Origin of the sequence: Enterococcus lemanii (assembly GCF_016909125.1) — a bacterium.
Taxonomy (GTDB): domain Bacteria; phylum Bacillota; class Bacilli; order Lactobacillales; family Enterococcaceae; genus Enterococcus_I; species Enterococcus_I lemanii.
The window spans coordinates 1-19,406 of record NZ_JAFBFD010000030.1 but is presented as its reverse complement, the minus strand read 5'-3'; the positions used below and the strand labels follow the sequence as shown (position 1 = coordinate 19,406).

Annotated in this window: 16 protein-coding genes and 1 pseudogene; 14 read left to right on the top strand and 3 right to left on the bottom strand. The window is 37.5% G+C overall.

Annotation, left to right across the window (positions count from 1 at the left end):
- Positions 1 to 787: 787 nt before the first annotated feature.
- Together JOD14_RS09250 and JOD14_RS09245 are read left to right on the top strand one after the other, a co-directional pair.
- Positions 788 to 940: pseudogene (locus tag JOD14_RS09250) on the top strand (JAB domain-containing protein); the annotation flags it as partial.
- Positions 941 to 1,109: 169 nt separating this feature from the next.
- Positions 1,110 to 1,310, top strand: coding sequence for a cold-shock protein (locus JOD14_RS09245; protein WP_204654546.1), 201 nt, complete (start codon positions 1,110 to 1,112; stop codon positions 1,308 to 1,310).
- Positions 1,311 to 1,514: 204 nt separating this feature from the next.
- Here JOD14_RS09245 and rnjA read toward each other — a convergent pair whose 3' ends face one another.
- Both rnjA and JOD14_RS09235 read right to left on the bottom strand, forming a co-directional pair.
- On the bottom strand, positions 1,515 to 3,194 hold the full coding sequence (rnjA, locus tag JOD14_RS09240) for a ribonuclease J1 (protein WP_204654545.1): 1,680 nt from the start codon (positions 3,192 to 3,194) through the stop codon (positions 1,515 to 1,517).
- Between the two features lies 1 nt (position 3,195).
- The gene (locus tag JOD14_RS09235) at positions 3,196 to 3,408 is read right to left on the bottom strand and encodes a DNA-dependent RNA polymerase subunit epsilon (protein WP_204654544.1); all 213 of its coding nucleotides are present in this window, start codon (positions 3,406 to 3,408) and stop codon (positions 3,196 to 3,198) included.
- Positions 3,409 to 3,852: 444 nt separating this feature from the next.
- On the opposite strand from JOD14_RS09235, the gene JOD14_RS09230 reads away from it, so the two are divergent.
- From JOD14_RS09230 to JOD14_RS09220, 3 genes are all read left to right on the top strand, one after another.
- A complete protein-coding gene (locus JOD14_RS09230; protein WP_204654543.1) occupies positions 3,853 to 5,586 on the top strand; it encodes an ABC transporter transmembrane domain-containing protein in 1,734 nt (577 codons plus the stop codon).
- Positions 5,583 to 7,346, top strand: coding sequence for an ABC transporter ATP-binding protein (locus JOD14_RS09225; protein ID WP_204654542.1), 1,764 nt, complete (start codon positions 5,583 to 5,585; stop codon positions 7,344 to 7,346). The genes JOD14_RS09230 and JOD14_RS09225 overlap by 4 nt, the downstream gene beginning before the upstream one ends.
- A gap of 118 nt (positions 7,347 to 7,464) precedes the next feature.
- Complete coding sequence (locus JOD14_RS09220) at positions 7,465 to 8,784, top strand: glucosaminidase domain-containing protein (protein ID WP_204654541.1); 1,320 nt, start codon at positions 7,465 to 7,467, stop codon at positions 8,782 to 8,784.
- Between the two features lie 77 nt (positions 8,785 to 8,861).
- Here JOD14_RS09220 and clpP read toward each other — a convergent pair whose 3' ends face one another.
- Positions 8,862 to 9,443, bottom strand: coding sequence for an ATP-dependent Clp endopeptidase proteolytic subunit ClpP (gene clpP, locus JOD14_RS09215; protein WP_204654540.1), 582 nt, complete (start codon positions 9,441 to 9,443; stop codon positions 8,862 to 8,864).
- A 201-nt stretch (positions 9,444 to 9,644) separates the two neighbouring features.
- Here clpP and JOD14_RS09210 point away from each other — a divergent pair, with 201 nt between their 5' ends.
- The 9 genes from JOD14_RS09210 (at position 9,645) to JOD14_RS09170 (ending at position 19,189) form a co-directional block, all read left to right on the top strand.
- The gene (locus JOD14_RS09210) at positions 9,645 to 10,163 is read left to right on the top strand and encodes a hypothetical protein (RefSeq protein ID WP_204654539.1); all 519 of its coding nucleotides are present in this window, start codon (positions 9,645 to 9,647) and stop codon (positions 10,161 to 10,163) included.
- A 25-nt stretch (positions 10,164 to 10,188) separates the two neighbouring features.
- Positions 10,189 to 11,121, top strand: a complete 933-nt coding sequence (miaA, locus tag JOD14_RS09205) for a tRNA (adenosine(37)-N6)-dimethylallyltransferase MiaA (protein ID WP_204654538.1) — start codon at positions 10,189 to 10,191, stop codon at positions 11,119 to 11,121.
- Positions 11,114 to 12,361, top strand: a complete 1,248-nt coding sequence (gene hflX / locus JOD14_RS09200) for a GTPase HflX (RefSeq protein ID WP_204654537.1) — start codon at positions 11,114 to 11,116, stop codon at positions 12,359 to 12,361. The genes miaA and hflX overlap by 8 nt, the downstream gene beginning before the upstream one ends.
- Before the next feature lie 986 nt (positions 12,362 to 13,347).
- A complete protein-coding gene (locus JOD14_RS09195; RefSeq protein WP_204654536.1) occupies positions 13,348 to 13,722 on the top strand; it encodes a MerR family transcriptional regulator in 375 nt (124 codons plus the stop codon).
- 30 nt (positions 13,723 to 13,752) lie between these two features.
- Entirely contained in the window at positions 13,753 to 15,093 is a 1,341-nt protein-coding gene (gene glnA, locus JOD14_RS09190; protein ID WP_204654535.1) for a type I glutamate--ammonia ligase, read from the top strand.
- A 185-nt stretch (positions 15,094 to 15,278) separates the two neighbouring features.
- Positions 15,279 to 16,148: a class II fructose-bisphosphate aldolase gene (locus tag JOD14_RS09185; RefSeq protein ID WP_204654534.1), complete on the top strand. Its 870-nt coding sequence runs from the start codon at positions 15,279 to 15,281 to the stop codon at positions 16,146 to 16,148.
- A gap of 121 nt (positions 16,149 to 16,269) precedes the next feature.
- A complete protein-coding gene (locus tag JOD14_RS09180) occupies positions 16,270 to 17,529 on the top strand; it encodes a UDP-N-acetylglucosamine 1-carboxyvinyltransferase (RefSeq protein WP_204654533.1) in 1,260 nt (419 codons plus the stop codon).
- Positions 17,530 to 17,533: 4 nt separating this feature from the next.
- Positions 17,534 to 18,829: a transcription termination factor Rho gene (rho, locus tag JOD14_RS09175; RefSeq protein WP_204654532.1), complete on the top strand. Its 1,296-nt coding sequence runs from the start codon at positions 17,534 to 17,536 to the stop codon at positions 18,827 to 18,829.
- 96 nt (positions 18,830 to 18,925) lie between these two features.
- The gene (locus JOD14_RS09170; protein WP_204654531.1) at positions 18,926 to 19,189 is read left to right on the top strand and encodes a type B 50S ribosomal protein L31; all 264 of its coding nucleotides are present in this window, start codon (positions 18,926 to 18,928) and stop codon (positions 19,187 to 19,189) included.
- Positions 19,190 to 19,406 lie beyond the last annotated feature (217 nt).

The window sequence follows — 19,406 nt, the reverse complement described above, 5'->3', positions numbered from 1 at the left end:
AAAAGAAAGTTGTGAACTCTTAACTCGATAGGTAAAATGATAGGGTAACGCCTTGAAGTGCCTACTCTAATACTCCGACATGCGCTATTTGAATGTGTAAAAAAATAAGGTATGAAGCTCGGTGAAGTCGGCTGAACGTTGTCGTAGTACTAGTTTATCTAGTAACCGAAAGCTAACTAGAGGTAGTTGGTACAACCGATAGGTCGGGAGTCGTTAAAACTTAATATGGTGAGCATGTGGTCAAACACTGACGAACTAACGAATGAAATGTCTGCAAGTGGACCTATTTAGAAATGAATAGACTTGATGAAAATTCAAGTGCGTTCCGTGGGCGAGTACTGATGGTGGTTTTGAAAGTACCATGCACCGTTACAGGCGGTGGAGCGAACGCCAGGCAAGAGTTAGCACCTAAGTTAAGACATGGATAGAGTTAAGGGAACGTGGAAAACTACCAACATGGAGAGTACACGCTCAGTGAAGTGTTAAGGAGGAAAAGTTTTATCTATAACTTCTTTTTGTGGTAGTGAGAGTAGAGGCGTGAGTGGTGAAGCTTTTGTAATGAAAGTGGAGCAATAGCCTCAAGTCGTTTAGTCAATGCATTTCAAATCAATCAGTCTTAGACTTTTTCGGATACTAAAAATGCAATCGAATAAAGTCATAATTGAAATAAGATTGAAAAAGAAATCAATGGCAAACGGTGGAATGCCGTGTGCGGTGAAAATTGCATGCACGGTATGGAGCAGGGGAAAAGGTAGCGATTCTTTCAAAACCTGACCTATTGCTATCGTCTGGAAACCCCGAACCTTCGGAAAATGATCGTCAATTCACGAAGCGTTTAAAAGCTTGTGGCGAAATGATGGGGATTGAGTTATTGGATCATTTAATTATAGGCCATTCAAGTTATGTTAGTTTAAGAGAAGAAGGTCTATGGAATCAGTAATGTAAAAGAATGAATGAGGTGAGGTTGCAAAATGAAACGGTTACGTGTAAAATAGTAGATGTAATTTTGTTTGGCTAGTAGGAGTAAAAAGATTGTCTTTGCCTCTTATGTTGGTGACGAGCAAAGGTTACAATGAAAGAATGTGCATCAGCACTAGGAGGTAATATTCATGGAAAACGGAACAGTAAAATGGTTTAACGCAGAGAAAGGTTTTGGCTTTATCTCTCGTGAAGATGGAAGCGACGTATTTGTTCACTTCTCAGCAATCCAAGGTGAAGGATTCAAAACTTTAGAAGAAGGCCAAGCGGTAACTTTCGACGTGGAAGATTCAGATCGTGGACCTCAAGCAACAAACGTTCACAAAGCTTAATTAAAGTGAAAACAAACAGCTTCTATTTTTTCATTAATGAAAAAATAGAAGCTGTTTTTACTTTTGTCTGACACAAGACTTTTTAAAATGAGCCTTCTCTTTTAAAAATTTAGAACGAGTACGCATTGTTTTTGACAAAAAATAGGTTGAAGGAAAAAGACAAGAAGCTTGCCTCTATTTTAGAAGAAAGCTCTTGTCTTTTGCTTATCCTTGATCGGGAGTCATAATCATCGATAAGATCATTGGGTGTCGTTCTGTTTTTTCAAATAAGAAAGGTTGTAAGGCGCTAGACATTGCTTCTCTTAGTTTAAACTCGGAACAATTAGGTTGATTCAAAGCTTCTCTGAGGGCATTAAATAAAATGGTCTGGCCTTCACTAATCATTTCACCTGATTCACGCATATAGACAAACCCGCGCGATAAAATGTCTGGTCCTGATAAAATTTCTTTTTGTTCAATATTAACGGTTGCGACTGCTAGAACGAGGCCTTCTTCAGATAGAATGCGACGATCTTTTAAGACAACGTTCCCGATATCACCAATGCCACTTCCGTCAATATAGACATCGCTGGCATTGAATTTACCAGCTAAGCGGGCAGTGTCTGCTGTTAAAGCTAACATATCACCGTTTTCCATAATAAAACAATTTTCTCTAGGCACACCCGTATCCTGGGCAAGTTGTGTATGGATTTTTAACATACGAAACTCTCCATGAACCGGCATGAAAAATTTTGGTTTCATTAAACGTAACATTAATTTTTGTTCTTCTTGTCCACCATGCCCTGAAGTATGAATATTGTTTAGTTTACCATGAATAACATGTGCACCTGCTTCTAATAGCAGATTAATGACATGGTTGACACTCAAAGTATTCCCTGGAATTGGCGAACTTGAAAAAATAACCGTATCGTCTGGATGAATTTGAATTTGGCGATGTGTCCCATTGGCAATTCGACTAAGAGCGGCCATGGGTTCTCCTTGAGAGCCAGTACATAAAATCATCGTTTCATTTGCAGGGAGACGATTAATTTCGGTAGCATCAACAAAAGTACCATCGGGGACTTTAATATAGCCAAGTTTTTGACCGTTTATAATGGCGTTTTCCATGCTGCGACCAAAGACGGCAATTTTTCGACCGGTTGCTACCGCTGCATCAGCGGCTTGTTGTAGTCGAAAAATATTTGAAGCAAAACTTGCAAATATAATTCGGCCATCGATTTTTTCAAAAATTTTGACAATCGAAGAGCCAATTGTTTTTTCTGATTTGGTAAAGGTTGGGATTTCAGCATTCGTACTATCAGAAAGTAAACAAAGAACGCCTTCTTCACCAATTTTAGCCATTTTATGTAGGTTGGCTGGTTCTCCAACTGGGGTAAAATCAAACTTGAAGTCGCCAGTGGCTACAACATTGCCAGACGGTGTTTTGACAACAACGCCAAGGGCATCGGGAATGCTGTGCGTCGTTCTAAAAAAACTAATCGAAGTTTTTCGAAAGCGAATAACTGTCTCTTCGTTAATTTCATGCATCTGTGCATCTCGTAAAAGACCATGCTCATCAAGTTTATTTGTAATTAAAGCGAGTGCTAATGGGCCTGCATAAATGGGAATATTCGCTTGACGTAATAGGTAAGGAATTCCGCCAATATGGTCTTCGTGCCCATGGGTGACAATTAGTCCTTTAACTTTTGGTAAATTTTGGACGATGTAACTATAATCGGAAATCACATAGTCAATCCCAAGTAATTCATCCTCAGGAAACTTAATTCCTGCATCAATCAATATAATTTCATCTTGGAATTGAACCCCATAACAGTTTTTTCCAATTTCACCTAATCCACCAATGCCAAAAACGCCGGTTTCATTATTTTTTAGTGAAACTTTCATTTTAAAACTCCGTTAAAATGAATTCAGCATTTTCTTTTTCATACTCTAAGTGGTTGCCTTCTAAGAGTTGAATGAATTCAATATTATATGGGGTATTTTTTTCGACTAACTGACGAGCAATGACTTCACTTTCTGCTTCTAGATAAAGTGATTTTGTTTGCTCTCTTTTTGGGTTGTAATCTTTTCTTTCTTGGTAAAATACTTTGTAAATCATATGATACGCTCCTTTAGTTTATTGACAGATCCGCTCGATCACTTTTTAACACAACAAAGCAAAGGCTGCCGTTTTGTAGCAGACTTGCTGTGAAAGAAATTTCTTAAATATTTCTTTTTTCAGACATTGAGTGAGAAAAAAGAGAAAGTTTCGACCAGACTTTCTGATTGTAATGGTTAAAAATTCACCGGACTGCTCTGTATTTCTATACAGAAATTTTCTTTAGTTTATCATAGAAATGAAAAGAAGTATAGAAAAGGTGCACAGAAAACAAAGTCGGTCGTCTTCTTAAGATAGACGACCGACACAATTTTAACTTAACCATTCAAAAAAGAATAATTATTTAGCAAATTAAAGACCGATTAGTTTGTATTATTTTATTTTGAACTTTAAAAATACTTTTGTTATAGTGGTTGTACTTGGAAAAAGTTAGGAGGAAAATTAGTGAAATTAATGTGGGAATATTCCTTACGCAATAAAAAATTATTAATTTTAAATTTTATATGTGTATTTGGTTTTATTGGGATTGAACTAGGTTTGCCAACGTTATTAGCCAAAATGATAAATAACGGCATTGTAAAAAAAGATATTTCTTATATTCAATCAATGGGCATTTTGATGTTAGGGGTCGTTCTTTTTGGTATTATCTTGAATATTATGCTCGGTTATTTTACTTCACGAATTACAACGAATATGATTGCAGACATTCGTGATGATTTGTTTGAAAAAATTCAAGGTTATTCACATCAAGAGTATGAAGAAATTGGTGTATCGTCATTAATTACACGAGTAACCAATGATGCGTATCAAATCATGTTATTTATGCAAAACATTTTAAGAATTGGTTTTACAGCACCAATGATGTTTGTTGCGAGTATTTATTTAGTTGTTCGGACGAGCCCATCTTTAGGGTGGTATGTTTTAGGCTCCTTGCCCTTTTTATTAGTTGGTGTCGTTACTATTGCGTTGCTTTCAGAACCGATTTCTAAAAAACAACAAAAGAACTTAGATAAAATAAACAGTATTTTACGTGAGAATTTATCTGGCATTCGGGTAATTCGAGCGTTTGTAAATGAAAAATTCGAAGAAGAGCGTTTTGCGACGGTCAATAAAGATTATACGGATAGTTCAAAGCGATTGTTTCGTTTAATGGCAGTTGCACAACCCGCTTTTTTCTTTTTGTTTAATATTGTAATGGTTCTTATTATTTGGTCGGGTAGTATCCAAATTGAAGCAGGTTCGTTACAAGTTGGGAACTTAATTGCTTTTATCGAATACATTTTTCATGCGTTGTTTTCATTTATGCTTTTTGCAACGGTTTTTATGATGTATCCAAGAGCCGCTGTTTCTGCGAATCGAATTATGGAAGCTTTTGCGATGGAGCCTTTAATTGAGTCAAAAGAAAAGACTGCACCTAAAACGAAAACAAAAGGTATTGTGGAATTTAAGAACGTTACTTTTGCTTATCCAGGTGCGACTGAAACGCCGATATTACGTAGCATAAACTTTACGGCAAGACCGGGCGAAACCGTTGCGTTTATTGGAAGCACGGGGAGTGGGAAGTCCTCCTTAATTCAATTAATTCCACGATTTTACGAGGTTAGTGAGGGAGAAGTCTTAATTGATGGGGTCAATGTGAAAGACTATCCTCTTGAATTTCTACGGAAAAAGATTGGCTATATACCACAAAAAGCGTTACTATTTTCCGGTACGATTGCGGATAATTTACGCTATGGAAAAGAAGATGCGACCACCGAAGAAATGTTACAGGCTTTAGAAATTGCGCAAGCAAAAGACTTTGTTTCGCGCTTGGAAAAAGGGCTTGAAACCCAAGTGTCAGAAGGTGGGACTAACTTTTCAGGTGGTCAAAAACAACGCTTAGCCATTGCCAGAGCTATTATTCGTCAACCAGAGATTTTTATTTTTGATGATAGTTTTTCAGCACTTGATTATGCCACGGATGCGAAATTAAGAGCGTGTTTAAAAAAAGTAACAACGCAAACAACAACTTTAATCGTTGCACAACGAGTGGGAACCATTATGCATGCAGATAAGATTATTGTTTTAAATGAAGGGGAAATTGTCGGAACAGGTACGCATGACGAATTACTAGCAAATTGTTCAATCTATTATGATATTGCAGCGTCACAACTTTCAGAGGAGGAATTGAAAAAATGAAAAACTTCTCTTCTTTTAAACGTTTAAGTAGTTATATTAAACCTTATCGTCTGAGTTTTTTTCTCGTTCTTTTCTTTACGGTTTTAACGGTTATTTTTAGTGGGGCCCTTCCTTATGTTGCGGGCTTACCGACGACTGAAATTACAAAAAATGTTTTAGCCGGAGAATCGTTAAATTTTGGTTATATTAAGCAAACCTTACTTTGGATCTTCTTGGTTGGTTTAGGCTATGGTATTGCTCAGTTATTAGCAGGAGTATTAATTACGAATGTCGTCCAGTCGATGATGCAAGATTTGCGGCGAGACTTAGAACAGAAAATTAATCGATTACCGGTTTCGTATTTTGATCGAAACAAACAAGGGAATATTTTTTCTCGGGTGACCAATGATGTCGATGCGGTTAGTGGCGCACTTCAACAAGCATTAATCGGTATTATCAATGCCCTTTTAAGCATTGCCATTGCGTTAGGCATGATGTTTTATATTCATAAAGTTATGGCGCTCGTTGCACTAATCATGATTCCTGCTTCTTTTTTTATCTCTAAAATGATTGTGACAAAATCGCAAACGTATTTTAATAACATGCAAAACGCTTTAGGTGAAATGAACGGCTATGTTCAAGAAAATATGACCGGTTTTGGTATTTTAAAAGCGTATGGTCGCGAAAAACAAGCTTTAGAAGGATTTAAAGAGGCGAATCACAAATTACAATATTATGGCTTTCGAGCAGCCTTTATTTCAGGTCTAATGATGCCACTTGTTCAATTAACGGCTTATTTAACGTATATCGTTATTGCTGTATTAGGTAGTTATTATGTGATTGCTGGCGCGCTTGTTGTTGGTCAATTACAAGCTTTCATTCAATATATTTGGCAAATTAGTCAACCGATGGGGAATATTACGCAACTTTCGGGTGTTTTACAAAGTGCGGCTGCTTCAGCTAAGCGTATTTTTGAAATTCTAGATGAAGAAGAAGAGGCTGTTAGTGAAGCATACCTTTCTTTACCCGAGGAAGTAAAAGGCGAAGTTCGTTTTGAAAATGTTGGCTTTTCTTATTCTCCTGATAAACCGTTAATCGAAAACTTGAATTTCACGGTTAAAGCAGGTCAAACCGTTGCAATTGTTGGGCCAACCGGGGCTGGAAAAACCACGATTATTAATTTGTTGATGCGTTTTTATGAAGTAAATGACGGGGCAATTAAGATTGATGGGATTGACACAAAGAAACTAAAGCGGAGTGACGTTCGTTCGCTATTTGGGATGGTTTTACAAGATGCTTGGTTATATGAAGGGACAATCGCAGAGAATATTCGTTTTGGAAAGTTAACGGCGACGGAATATGAAGTAGTCGATGCTGCCAAAACAGCCAACGTGGATCATTTTATTCGAACAATGCCTGAAGGGTATGCAATGATGATTAATTCTGAGGGAGATAACATCTCGCTAGGGCAAAAACAATTATTAACAATTGCCCGGGCTGTGATTTCAAATCCAAAGATTCTAATTTTAGATGAAGCGACAAGTTCAGTCGACACGCGGTTAGAAGCTTTGATTCAAAAGGCGATGACAAAAGTAATGCAAGGCCGTACCAGTTTTGTGATTGCACACCGCTTGTCAACGATTCGCGAGGCTGATTTGATACTGGTGATGAATCAAGGGTCGATTATCGAACAAGGGACCCACCAATCGCTATTAGAAAAAGATGGCTTTTATGCCAAATTGTATAATAGCCAGTTTGCAGAAGAAGAAATGAGCGAATAAAAGGAAAAAAGAGGGGATGATTGTTCAATCCTCTCTTTTTTTTAGCAAATTTGCATCACACTCTCATTAATCTAAGGTATAATAGTTTGGTAGATTAAAGGTTAAAGGAATGAAAACGTTGAAAATAAAAACTCAGTACGGGTTCGTTGCCATTTGCGTGATTAGCTGTTTGGCAATCTTAGGATGTGGTTATACATTATTGTTTACTCACCCAATTGAAGTCCAAGCACGATCAATTTTTCGTGAAAAGGAAATTGGCGAATACGGCACCATTACTTATGAGAATTTTCGTCTAACAACAGATTTAAAAGGAACAGAAAACAAAGGTGCAAAAAAATGGCTAAATCAGACTTTTTTTGTTGAAAAGTCTTTTAGTCAAGGCATCGAAACGTATTATTTATTGCGTGATTATTTAGGCGAAGAAGTTGGTTATGTCAGTCAGTCAAGTGTTACGTTAACAGGTGATTCACCAGAAGGTTATAAAAAGAAAATGGCCAAAACAATGACCATTCATCAAGAGAATCCGGTGTTCTTTTCGAATTTTTTAGGACAAGTAAACGAACAAAGCGAAGATTTTTATTTAAAAAAAGTGAAAATAAAAGGAGTCTACTATCATTTTAATCAAACGATGTATTATGAGGCTTATGACTTTAAAGGGAATTGGCTAGGGTATATTGATGCACAAGCGATGGTAGCAGCTAGCGACGGTGAAGATTTAGCTAGTGCAGACTCATTAGAAACAAATCATACAAGTGAGTCCGAGCCACTAGGAGAAAAGTTGGAAACCGTGTCCCAGGAAAGTCGAGAAAATGTACTTACTAGTGAAAGTACTGAACAAAAGCGTCCGATTAAAACACTTTTTAACCAATTTTTTATTTCAGGTCAAATTCCACCTGTTGTAAAAAATAATCAAGTCAGTCCAAGCGCTCCTTCTCAAACATTTATTTTAACCAATTATAAAGACAATGAAGAGTTTGTTCGTCTAATTGCGAAAGATGCTCAAGAAATTGCAGGTAAATATCAATTGTATCCTTCCGTAATGATTGCTCAAGCTATTTTAGAGTCTGATTATGGTCGCAGTCGGTTAACGAAAGAAGCGAACAATTTTTTTGGAATTAAGTTTTCAGTAGGATCTGATGAAACAAACTATGAGAAGTATGATATTTATTCAGATGAATTTGTGAATGGTCGAATGGTTTCTTTACCCGCGTCCTTTAGAAAATATGCCACGGCAAAAGATTCTTTAGAAGACAACGGCAAGCTACTAGCAAATGGTGTATCTTGGAATAAAAATTATTACAGTGGCACTTGGCGAAGTGTTGCTAGCAATTTTGAAGAAGCAACAAAAGGTTTAGTTGGAAAATACGCTACTGATCCGCAATATGCAGAAAAATTAAATCAAATTATTCGTAATTGGGATTTGACACAATATGATTAGAAATGGATAATGATTATTTTTTAGCACACATAAAAAGAACCTTCCGTATTTAGAAGGTTCTTTTTATGTTATTTAAATTAACGTGTCACCATGACTTCATCGATTAAGCCATAAGCTTTTGCTTCTTCAGCAGTCATAAAGTTATCGCGATCGGTATCTTTTTCGATAACCTCAATCGGTTGACCGGTTCTTTCTGCTAAAATTTTGTTCAAACGGTCACGAGTATTTAAAATATGGCGTGCAGCAATTTCAATCTCCGTTGCTTGTCCTTGCGCCCCACCAAGTGGCTGGTGAATCATGACTTCAGCATTTGGTAAAGCAAAACGCTTGCCTTTTGTACCTGCAGCAAGTAAGAAACTACCCATGGAAGCTGCCATCCCCATTACGATGGTTTGAACATCGGCTTTTACAAAGTTCATTGTATCATAAATCGCTAAACCGGCTGTTACGCTTCCACCAGGCGAGTTAATGTACAAGTAAATGTCTTTTTCAGAGTCTTGTGCATCTAAGAAAAGTAGTTGGGCGATAATAGAGTTGGCCAAGTCGTCTGTTACTTGTCCGCTTAACATAATGATTCGATCTTTCAATAAACGTGAATAAATGTCATACGCTCTTTCGCCACGAGATGATTGTTCAATGACTGTTGGAATTAAATTCATAGGGATATATCCTCCTTAGTTGTATTCGCTAAATTTACATACATAGCATAACATATCTGAAAAAATTTAAGTAGAATTTTTCCACATTTAGCTAAACAAAGTATAACTAAAAGGTCAAAAAAGGTCAAATAAAAAAACTGCGAATTTTGGTGAATCTATGGTAAAATATAACAAAGGAATGTATGGGAGGCGAAAGAAGAAATGACCTTGTTTTTAATTGGAATGAGTGGGGTGTTTACAGGCGCGCTCATTGTTATTTTGGCGTTTTATTTATTATTGAAATATCAAGACCAAAAAGAGAAAAAACGACGCGTAATCGAGCAAAAAGCCAAAGAAATCGAAACATTAATTCATCTTAATCAAAAAATGGTTGAGATTCTAGAAAAACGGGTTTTATTAATGGATAAATATGTTAGTTTTGATGCATTTGATGACTGTTATATCACAGTAGATGATTACATTTATTTACAATCGTTTGCGGCTCATAATAGTTTTTATTTACCTAATCGTTTTTTAGAGGAATTTTTCAATCAAATCTCAACGCGTAAAGTCGTGCTATCACCAGAAGAAACTTTGGCCATTGGTGGTTATACCTTTAAAGGTGGACGTGTCATCATTGAACAACTTTCTGATAAAATCACCGAAATGATTTATGAAAGAAAGGTTCAACTAAAAAAAGTAACGGACGAACCGTTAACTCTCTTTTCAAGAGCATTTTAATTAGCTAAAGGAATTTAATGAAAAAATGAAAAAAGTGATTGTGATTGTCGGGCCTACTGCTGTCGGTAAAACGGCGTTAAGTATCGAATTAGCCCAAAAATTGAATGGTGAAATTATTAATGCCGATTCAATGCAAATTTATCGAGGACTTGATATCGGAACGGCCAAGGCCACAAGCGAAGAAAGACAAGGGATTCCTCACCATTTGCTAGATATATGTGAAATCAGTGAGCCTTATTCAGTGGCCGATTTTCAAACGGCGGCTAGACTGCTCATTGATGAAATTACGCAACGAGGGAAAGTCCCAATTGTCGTTGGAGGAACGGGCTTATATGTTCAAGCCTTATTGTATGATTATCAGTTAGGCGCAAACACCGAGGTTTCAAATACTGCGATTCGAGAAAAATATACAAAGATGGCTCAAGAAAAAGGCAAGCAATGGACCTGGGAGTATTTAAAACAAGTCGATCCTTTAGCTGCCCAAAAAATTCATCCAAACAATGAAAGAAAAGTGATTCGTGCGCTTGAAGTTTACGAATTAACTGGAACGAGTATTTTAACGCCGGAAAAAGAACCAAAAAAGTTGTATGACGACTTTCTAATTGGATTAACAACGAAGCGTGAGTTACTATATGATCGAATTAATCTTAGGGTTAAACAAATGGTTGAAACAGGCTTAATAAGCGAGGCGGAAAAAACGCTTGCTTATCCAGATGCTCAAGCTAGTCGAGGCATTGGTTACAAGGAATTTCAACCGTTTTTTGCTGGTGAAATGGGTTTAGAAGAAGTAATCGAGGACATTCAATTGCATTCTAGACGCTATGCCAAACGTCAGCTTACTTGGTTTAGAAATCGAATGAATCCTAGGTGGTATGACCTGCTGTTAGATCCATCTGCTAGTCAGCAATTAGAAAAAGAAATTAAAAAATGGTTGGAAGAGGTGGGTATTAGTGGATAAAAAAGAAAAAGTTGTTTTAGTGGGCGTAGAGACTGAGAATAATTATAAATATTTTGAAGAATCGATGATTGAACTAAAGAGTTTAACAAAAACAGCAATGGGAGAAGTCGTCTTTTCACTAGTTCAAAAAAGGCCACAAATTGATCGCCAAACCGTTATTGGTAAAGGTAAAATTGAAGAGTTACAGACCATTGTTGAAAATCACGAGGCAGATTTAGTTATTTTTAACCATGAGTTGACTCCGCGGCAAAGCCAAATTATTTCTGATGCGCTTGGAGTGGCGGTAATTGATCGCGTGCAATTGATTTTGGACATCTTTGCGATGCGTGCGCGCTCAAAAGAAGGGAAATTACAAGTAGAGCTCGCCCAATTAGAATATTTATTACCTCGTTTAATTGGACAAGGTAAGACTCTTTCTCGTTTAGGTGGCGGAATTGGAACAAGAGGACCGGGGGAAACAAAGTTAGAAACCGATCGTCGTTATATCCGCGACAAAATTACCGTCATTAAACGCGAACTAAAAGAAGTGGCTGCTCATCGTCATCGAACACGCCAAAAACGTCAAGATAACCAAGTTTTCCAAATTGGTTTAATCGGCTACACAAATGCTGGTAAATCAACGGTTTTAAATATCTTAACACAAGCTCAAACTTATGAACAAGACCAGCTTTTTGCCACTTTAGATCCGCTAACTAAAAAATGGCGGATGCCAGAAGGTTTTGAAGTGACCATCACGGATACCGTTGGCTTTATTCAAGATTTGCCAACTCAATTAGTCAATGCCTTTCATTCAACTTTAGAAGAAAGCCGCGAAGTTGATTTGTTACTTCATATTGTCGATGCAAGTTCGCCAAGTCGCCAACAACAAGAGGAGACCGTCTTGCGCCTGATTGAAGAGTTAGATCTTAGTAAAATACCAATTTTAACCGTCTACAATAAGTCTGATAAGATTGACCCAAGCCACTTTGTCCCAACTCTTTTTCCTAGTGTCCTTGTTTCATCAAAAAGTTTAAGTGGAAAAGAACAATTAATCCAAGGCATTAAACTGAATTTGATGGAAATTTTACAACCTTATACTTTAACTCTGACCCAAGAGAAGGGGAACTTATTGCATCGCTTGAAAAAAGAAACACTCATGTTGTCATCTGAGTTTAACGAGGAGACGCAGAATTATTTGGTCAAAGGATTTGCCCAAGCTGGTTCTTTTGCGCTTCGGCTAATGGAAAGTGAACTAGAATAAAAAAAGAGGTAGAAACAAGCATCATGCTCGTTTTTACCTCTTTTTTTACTTGTCAAACGGGCCGCATTTAATGCCTGCTGAATAAATGAAAAACATTGAAACATCAGTATTTGACCTCAATATTTTATATAACAAGTGCAATAACTTTAACAGTAGAACACGGAAAATCGTGCACTTTTATCAATATTGAAGATTTCTAATGTATAAACCACAAGTTCACCCGCAACTTACTTTTGCAGATTTTGATCAATCTCTTGGATTAAAAAATCGGCTAGTCAGAGCTAAAAAACTACTTAATAAAAAAGGCAATGTTGTGCAACTTTTATAATGACTTTGGGTGCTTTACTAATTCAAAAAGAATATGGCTTCAATGAATAAGAAATCGTTATGCAAATTCAAGAAAATCCTTATTTGCGAACCATTATTTGACGAAATCATCCTATTTGTTAATGGATACTGGTCATTCATTATTTTTAAAATAAATTGATTCATATTCTTTTATTAAATAAAGATGTTTATGCATCTATTGCTCGGTTCATTCAGATTTGCGAACCGAAGAGAATCATTGGCGCCGGAGCCGTGTCAAAAGATTCGATGTGAATTACGGAAGCTTGGTGCTTTAGCAACTAGCTCTCCGTTTGAAGCTCGAAAGCTGAGAGACTACGGGCAATGAACAACGTTTCGCTAACGCTCAACCTTGTCCCGCATCCGTAACTCACTAACGTTCGAACGGCTGCGTCATCACGGACCCAAAAGCCAATGCATTCTCGTAGGTGAGTGGCGCTTACAAATTAAATTGGTCACGTTATGAATATTTGGCAATTATTCAGTAGACATTATTTACCAAAAAAAGTTGTAAAAACTGAACGTTCGTAAAAATCATGTTAGATTTTGTGACATAAACAGTTGACAACTAAAAAAAGGCTTGCTATATTTTCATTAGATTTAATTAAGAAAGAGCATCGATGAAGGAGGGCGTACGTTTCATGCAAGAAAAAGAATTACGGCGTTCCATGTCTGTATTTCCAATTGGTACTGTCATGAAGTTAACGGATTTAACGGCTCGTCAAATTCGTTATTATGAAGAACAAGAATTGATTTATCCAGAACGCAGTGAAGGGAATCGAAGAATGTATTCATTAAATGATATTGATGTATTACTGGAAATAAAAGATTATCTTTCCGAAGGCTTAAATATGGCTGGGATTAAACGTCTTTATCGTATGAAACAAGAAGAAAAAGAAATAAAAACGAAACAACCGTTAACCGATAAAGATGTTCGTCGTATTTTTTACGATGAGATTTTATCACAAGGAGGATTATCTCAAAGTAATCCTTTTCAAAAAAATCCAAGAATTTAAAAATCTAAAACCAAAAAGGTGGAAAAATTTATGCCAAGAGTAGACTTTACAGCTGCTGAAATTAAACAAAATGCTAAAGAAGAAAATGTACGCTTTTTACGCTTAATGTTCACTGATATTATGGGAACAATTAAAAACGTCGAAGTACCGATTAGCCAACTGGATAAAGTGTTGGATAATAAAATGATGTTTGATGGTTCTTCAATTGAAGGCTTTGTTCGGATTGAAGAAAGCGACATGTATCTGTACCCAGATGTCTCTACTTGGTTAATTTTCCCTTGGGAAAGTGAGCATGGGAAAGTGGCTCGCTTGATTTGTGATATTTATAATCCGGATGGTACCCCATTTGCGGGTGATCCTCGTGGAAATTTAAAACGAAATCTACGTAATATGGAAAAAATGGGCTATACCTCTTTTAACTTAGGGCCAGAACCTGAATTTTTCTTATTCAAACTAGATGAAGATGGTGAAATTACCACCGATTTAAATGATAAAGGTGGCTACTTTGATTTTTCACCAACGGACATGGGCGAAAACTGTCGAAGAGATATTGTGTTAGAATTGGAAAAAATGGGCTTTGAAGTTGAAGCTTCTCATCACGAAACCGCTCCGGGACAACACGAAATCGACTTTAAATATGCGGATGTCGTTGAAGCTTGTGACAATATTCAAACATTCAAACTGGTCGTAAAAACAATTGCTCGTAAACATGGCTTACATGCAACTTTTATGGCTAAACCACTTTATGGGATTGCTGGTTCAGGTATGCACTGTAATATGTCTTTATTTAAAGGCAAAGAAAATGTCTTTTATGATGAAACTGGCGAAATGCAACTTAGCCAAACGGCATACCACTTTATGGCTGGTTTGTTAGAGCATGCACGGGCATTTACCGCTGTTTGTAATCCAACGGTTAACTCTTATAAACGCCTTGTTCCAGGTTTTGAAGCGCCGGTATACGTGGCGTGGTCTGGACACAACCGCTCACCACTGATTCGTATTCCAGAAGCACGTGGCTTGTCAACGCGTTTAGAGTTACGTTCAGTTGATCCAACGGCGAACCCTTATTTAGCGATGGCTGTTTTGCTTGAAGCAGGGTTAGATGGTATCCGTCGCGAATTGACACCGCCACCTGCCGTTGATCGTAATATCTATGTGATGACAGAAGAAGAAAGAGAAGCTGCACAAATTTACGATTTGCCATCAACTATCCATAATGCGATTAAAGCATTGCGGAAAGACCCTGTTATGATTAATGCACTAGGGCAACATATTTATGGGAACTTCAACGAGGCAAAACGAATGGAATGGGCTGCGTATCGTCAAACGGTTTCTGAATGGGAGAGAGAGCAATACCTAGAGTTGTATTAATTAATCGGTTGTTTTCTGAAAACTTACTTTTATAATCATTGACGTTGCCAGTTTTTAATGAAAAAAATAGTAATTTTCACCGGAAGACTAGCAAAAAAGTGAAAACTTTGCTAAAATAGGTTTGTTGGTTGAGAATCAGAATTCTTGACAAATAAAGTTTAGCCAAAAACTAGGAGGAAATGATTATGCCATTAGTATCAGCAACTGAAATGTTAAAAGCAGCACGTGAAGGCGGCTACGCAATTGGAGCTTACAACACAAACAACTTAGAGTGGACGCAAGCAATTTTAGCAGCAGCTCAAGCAAAACAAGCGCCAGTAATGATCCAAACTTCAATGGGTGCAGCAAAATACATGGGTGGATACAAATTAGTTGTAAACATGGTGAAAGACTTAATGGAATCAATGAACATTACTGTTCCTGTAGCAATTCATTTAGACCATGGTGAGTACAAAGACGCTTTAGAGTGTATTGAAGTTGGTTACACATCTGTAATGTTTGACGGATCTCACTTACCATTTGAAGAAAACTTAAAATTAGCAAAAGACGTTGTTGAAAAAGCACATGCAAAAGGTGTTTCTGTTGAATGTGAAGTTGGTTCAATCGGTGGAGAAGAAGACGGAATCATTGGTTCAGGTGAATTAGCTGATATCGACGAATGTGTTCAAATGGTTAACACAGGAATTGACTTCCTAGCTTGTGGAATTGGTAATATCCATGGTGCATATCCTGCAAACTGGACTGGTTTAGCTTTTGATCACTTACAAGCAATTGCGGATGCGGTTGGCCAAGAAGTGCCATTAGTATTACATGGTGGTTCAGGTATTCCAACTGAGCAAATCCAAAAAGCAATCTCAATGGGTGTTTCTAAAGTAAACGTAAACACTGAATTCCAAGTATCATTTGCCAAAGCAACTCGTGAATATATCGAAGCTGGTAAAGATTTAGAAGGTAAAGGTTTTGACCCTCGTAAATTATTAGCTCCTGGTAAAGCAGCGATTATCAAAGATGCAGAAGAGCATATCGAAATCTTTGGTTCAGCAAATAAAGCTTAATTTTAATCAAATTATAAAAGGCGCCTTTCATTTGTAATGAAAGGCGCCTTTTTAAATCGGCTAAACTATGTTAGTATTAAGGGTATCTGAAAATAATTATAATTAAATAGGTGAAATTTAAATGAAAAAATTAATGATTCAAGGAAATAAACCCTTAACAGGTGAAGTAACTATTAGTGGGGCTAAAAATAGTGTCGTTGCGTTAATCCCTGCTGCCATTTTAGCTGACTCGCCAGTTACATTAGAAGGCGTCCCTGATATTCAGGATGTCCATTCTTTACTTGAAATTTTAGCCATTATGGGCGTAAAATCAACTTTTAAAAATAATACATTAATCATTGATCCAACAGAAATTGTCTCCATTCCAATGCCGACTGGGAAAATTAATAGTTTGCGTGCTTCTTATTATTTTATGGGCGCCTTGCTTGGTAAGTTTGGTGAAGGAGTGGTTGGGTTACCTGGAGGCTGTAATTTAGGTCCAAGACCCATCAACTTGCATATTAAAGGCTTTGAAGCTTTGGGCGTTCAAGTAACGAATGAGCATGGCGCGATGTATTTACGCAGTCCTGAAGAAGGCTTAAAAGGTACCCGTATTTTTATGGATATGGTTTCAATTGGAGCAACAATTAACGTTATTTTGGCAGCCGTTCGTGCAAAAGGTCGAACGATTATCGAAAACGCGGCTCGCGAACCTGAAATTATCGATGTGGCGACTTTATTAAATAATATGGGCGCAAAAATTCGTGGCGCAGGAACCAACGAAATTCGTATCGATGGCGTTGAACAATTACACGGTTGTCGCCATACGATTATTCCTGATCGCATTGAAGCCGGTACGTACTTGGCATTAGCCGCTGCAGTTGGAAATGGCGTTTTGGTTAAAAATGTGATTCATGAACATCTTGATAGCTTCCTTTCAAAACTAGAAGAAATGGGCGTTGAAATGGAGATTGGTGAGGATAGTATTTTTGTCCATCCAGCCAAAGACCTAAAAGCTATTTCGGTGAAAACATTCCCTTATCCAGGGCTGGCAACTGACCTACAACAACCATTAACCCCGCTTTTACTAAAAGCCAAAGGGACTTCAGAAGTGGTCGATACGATTTATCCTAAACGGGTCAATCATATTCCAGAACTGGTCCGTTTAGGGGCAAAAGCAAGCATTGAAGGCAATATGATGATTATTCAAGAAAGCCCGCAGTTATCTGGTGTAGAAGTGGCCGCGTCTGATTTACGAGCTGGGGCCTGTCTAGTCATTGCTGGATTAATGGCAACCGGAACAACAAAGATTAGTCAAGTCGATCACATTTTAAGAGGTTACGACAATATTATTGAAAAACTTTCTGCTATGGGAGCAGATATCCAAATGATTGAGGAGTAATGCAATGAGAGACTATTTAACAATGGCCGAACTAGAGCACAAGACTTTAAAAGAAATCTATACTTATGCTAAGGATTTTAAAATTCCTTATTACAGTCAAATGAATAAAAAAGAGCTATCGTTAGCAGTCATTCGCGCACAAGCTGAAAAACAAGGTTTCTTCTATATGGAAGGAATATTAGATATTGTTGGTCAAGAAGGTTATGGCTTTTTACGTCCAATCAACTATGGCCCGAGTGCAGAAGATATTTATATTTCATCTTCGCAAATTCGTCGTTTTAGTTTACGTAATGGTGATAAGGTGGCCGGAAAAGCTCGCCCACCTAAAGAGTCCGAACGTTATTATGGCTTAATGCATGTTGAAAGCGTCAATGGAAAAGACCCGGAAGAAGCCAAAGAGCGTCCTCACTTTCCAGCCTTAACCCCACTTTACCCGAATCGTCGAATTCAATTAGAAACCACAACTGGCCGCTTATCAACACGAATGATCGATTTGTTTTCACCAATTGGTTTTGGGCAACGCGGCTTAATTGTCGCGCCGCCTAAAGCAGGTAAAACGAGTATTTTAAAAGAAATTGCCAACGGAATTACTGAAAATCATCCAGAAGTCGAACTAATTGTCTTGTTAATTGATGAACGTCCAGAAGAAGTGACCGACCTAGAACGAAGTGTTAAAGGTGACGTTGTTTCTTCGACCTTTGATTTACAACCAAGCAATCATACACGCGTGGCCGAACTGGTTTTAGAACGAGCGATGCGCCTGGTTGAAGATAAACGTGACGTCGTGATTTTGATGGACAGTATTACCCGTTTGGCTCGTGCTTATAACTTAGTTGTTCCGCCAAGTGGCCGGACATTGAGTGGTGGGATTGATCCAGCGGCTTTATACAAACCCAAAAAATTCTTTGGTGCTGCTCGCAATATTGAAGAGGGTGGCAGCTTAACGATTTTAGCGACGGCTTTGGTCGAAACCGGTAGCCGAATGGATGACATGATTTATGAAGAGTTTAAAGGAACAGGGAATATGGAACTGCAATTGTCTCGACAACTAGCAGAGCGCCGCATCTTCCCAGCGATTGACTTGAAAAAATCAGGCACACGTAAAGAAGAACTATTAATGAGTGCTGAACAACTTGAGGAAACTTGGCGTTTACGCAATAATATGGTGGGTGATTCTTTAGACTTTACGGATCAGTTCATTCAATTAATGAAAAAAACAAAAAACAACCAAGAATTTTTAACTGCTTTTCAAGATGTTTCCTTTGGTGGAAAAATAACAAAGCGAATTAACAAAAGATAATTGCATCTAAAAAAGAAACGTGTTAAGATGTTCATGTTGTAAAACGATATTAACTCTGGTTCAGCAAATGAATCAGGGCAAAGGAGAGAAATTAGCATGAAACCAAATATTCATCCAGAATACCATCCAGTAGTTTTCTTAGACTCAACAACAGGCTTCAAATTCTTGTCAGGTTCAACAAAGAAAACACAAGAAACAATCGAATGGGAAGATGGCAACACTTACCCAGTAATCCGTGTTGAGGTTACTTCAGATTCACACCCATTCTACACTGGTCGTCAAAAATTCACACAAGCAGACGGACGCGTGGACCGTTTCAACAAAAAATACGGTCTCAAAGACGAAAACGCTGCAGAATAATTTTAGACTTAACAAACGTTGGTGTATCAACGTTTATGAGGGCTTTCCTTTTCGGGGGAAGGCTCTTTTTTTGTGTTTGAATACGTTTTGAATGCCCTTTGAATGCACTAAATAAGAAAATAAAGGGCTCTTTGTCAAATAGTGTTGTTTAGCAATATCCGTATAATTAAGAAGGACTCAGGTTCTTCTTTTTTTGTTATTTAATTTTGGCTTTTTA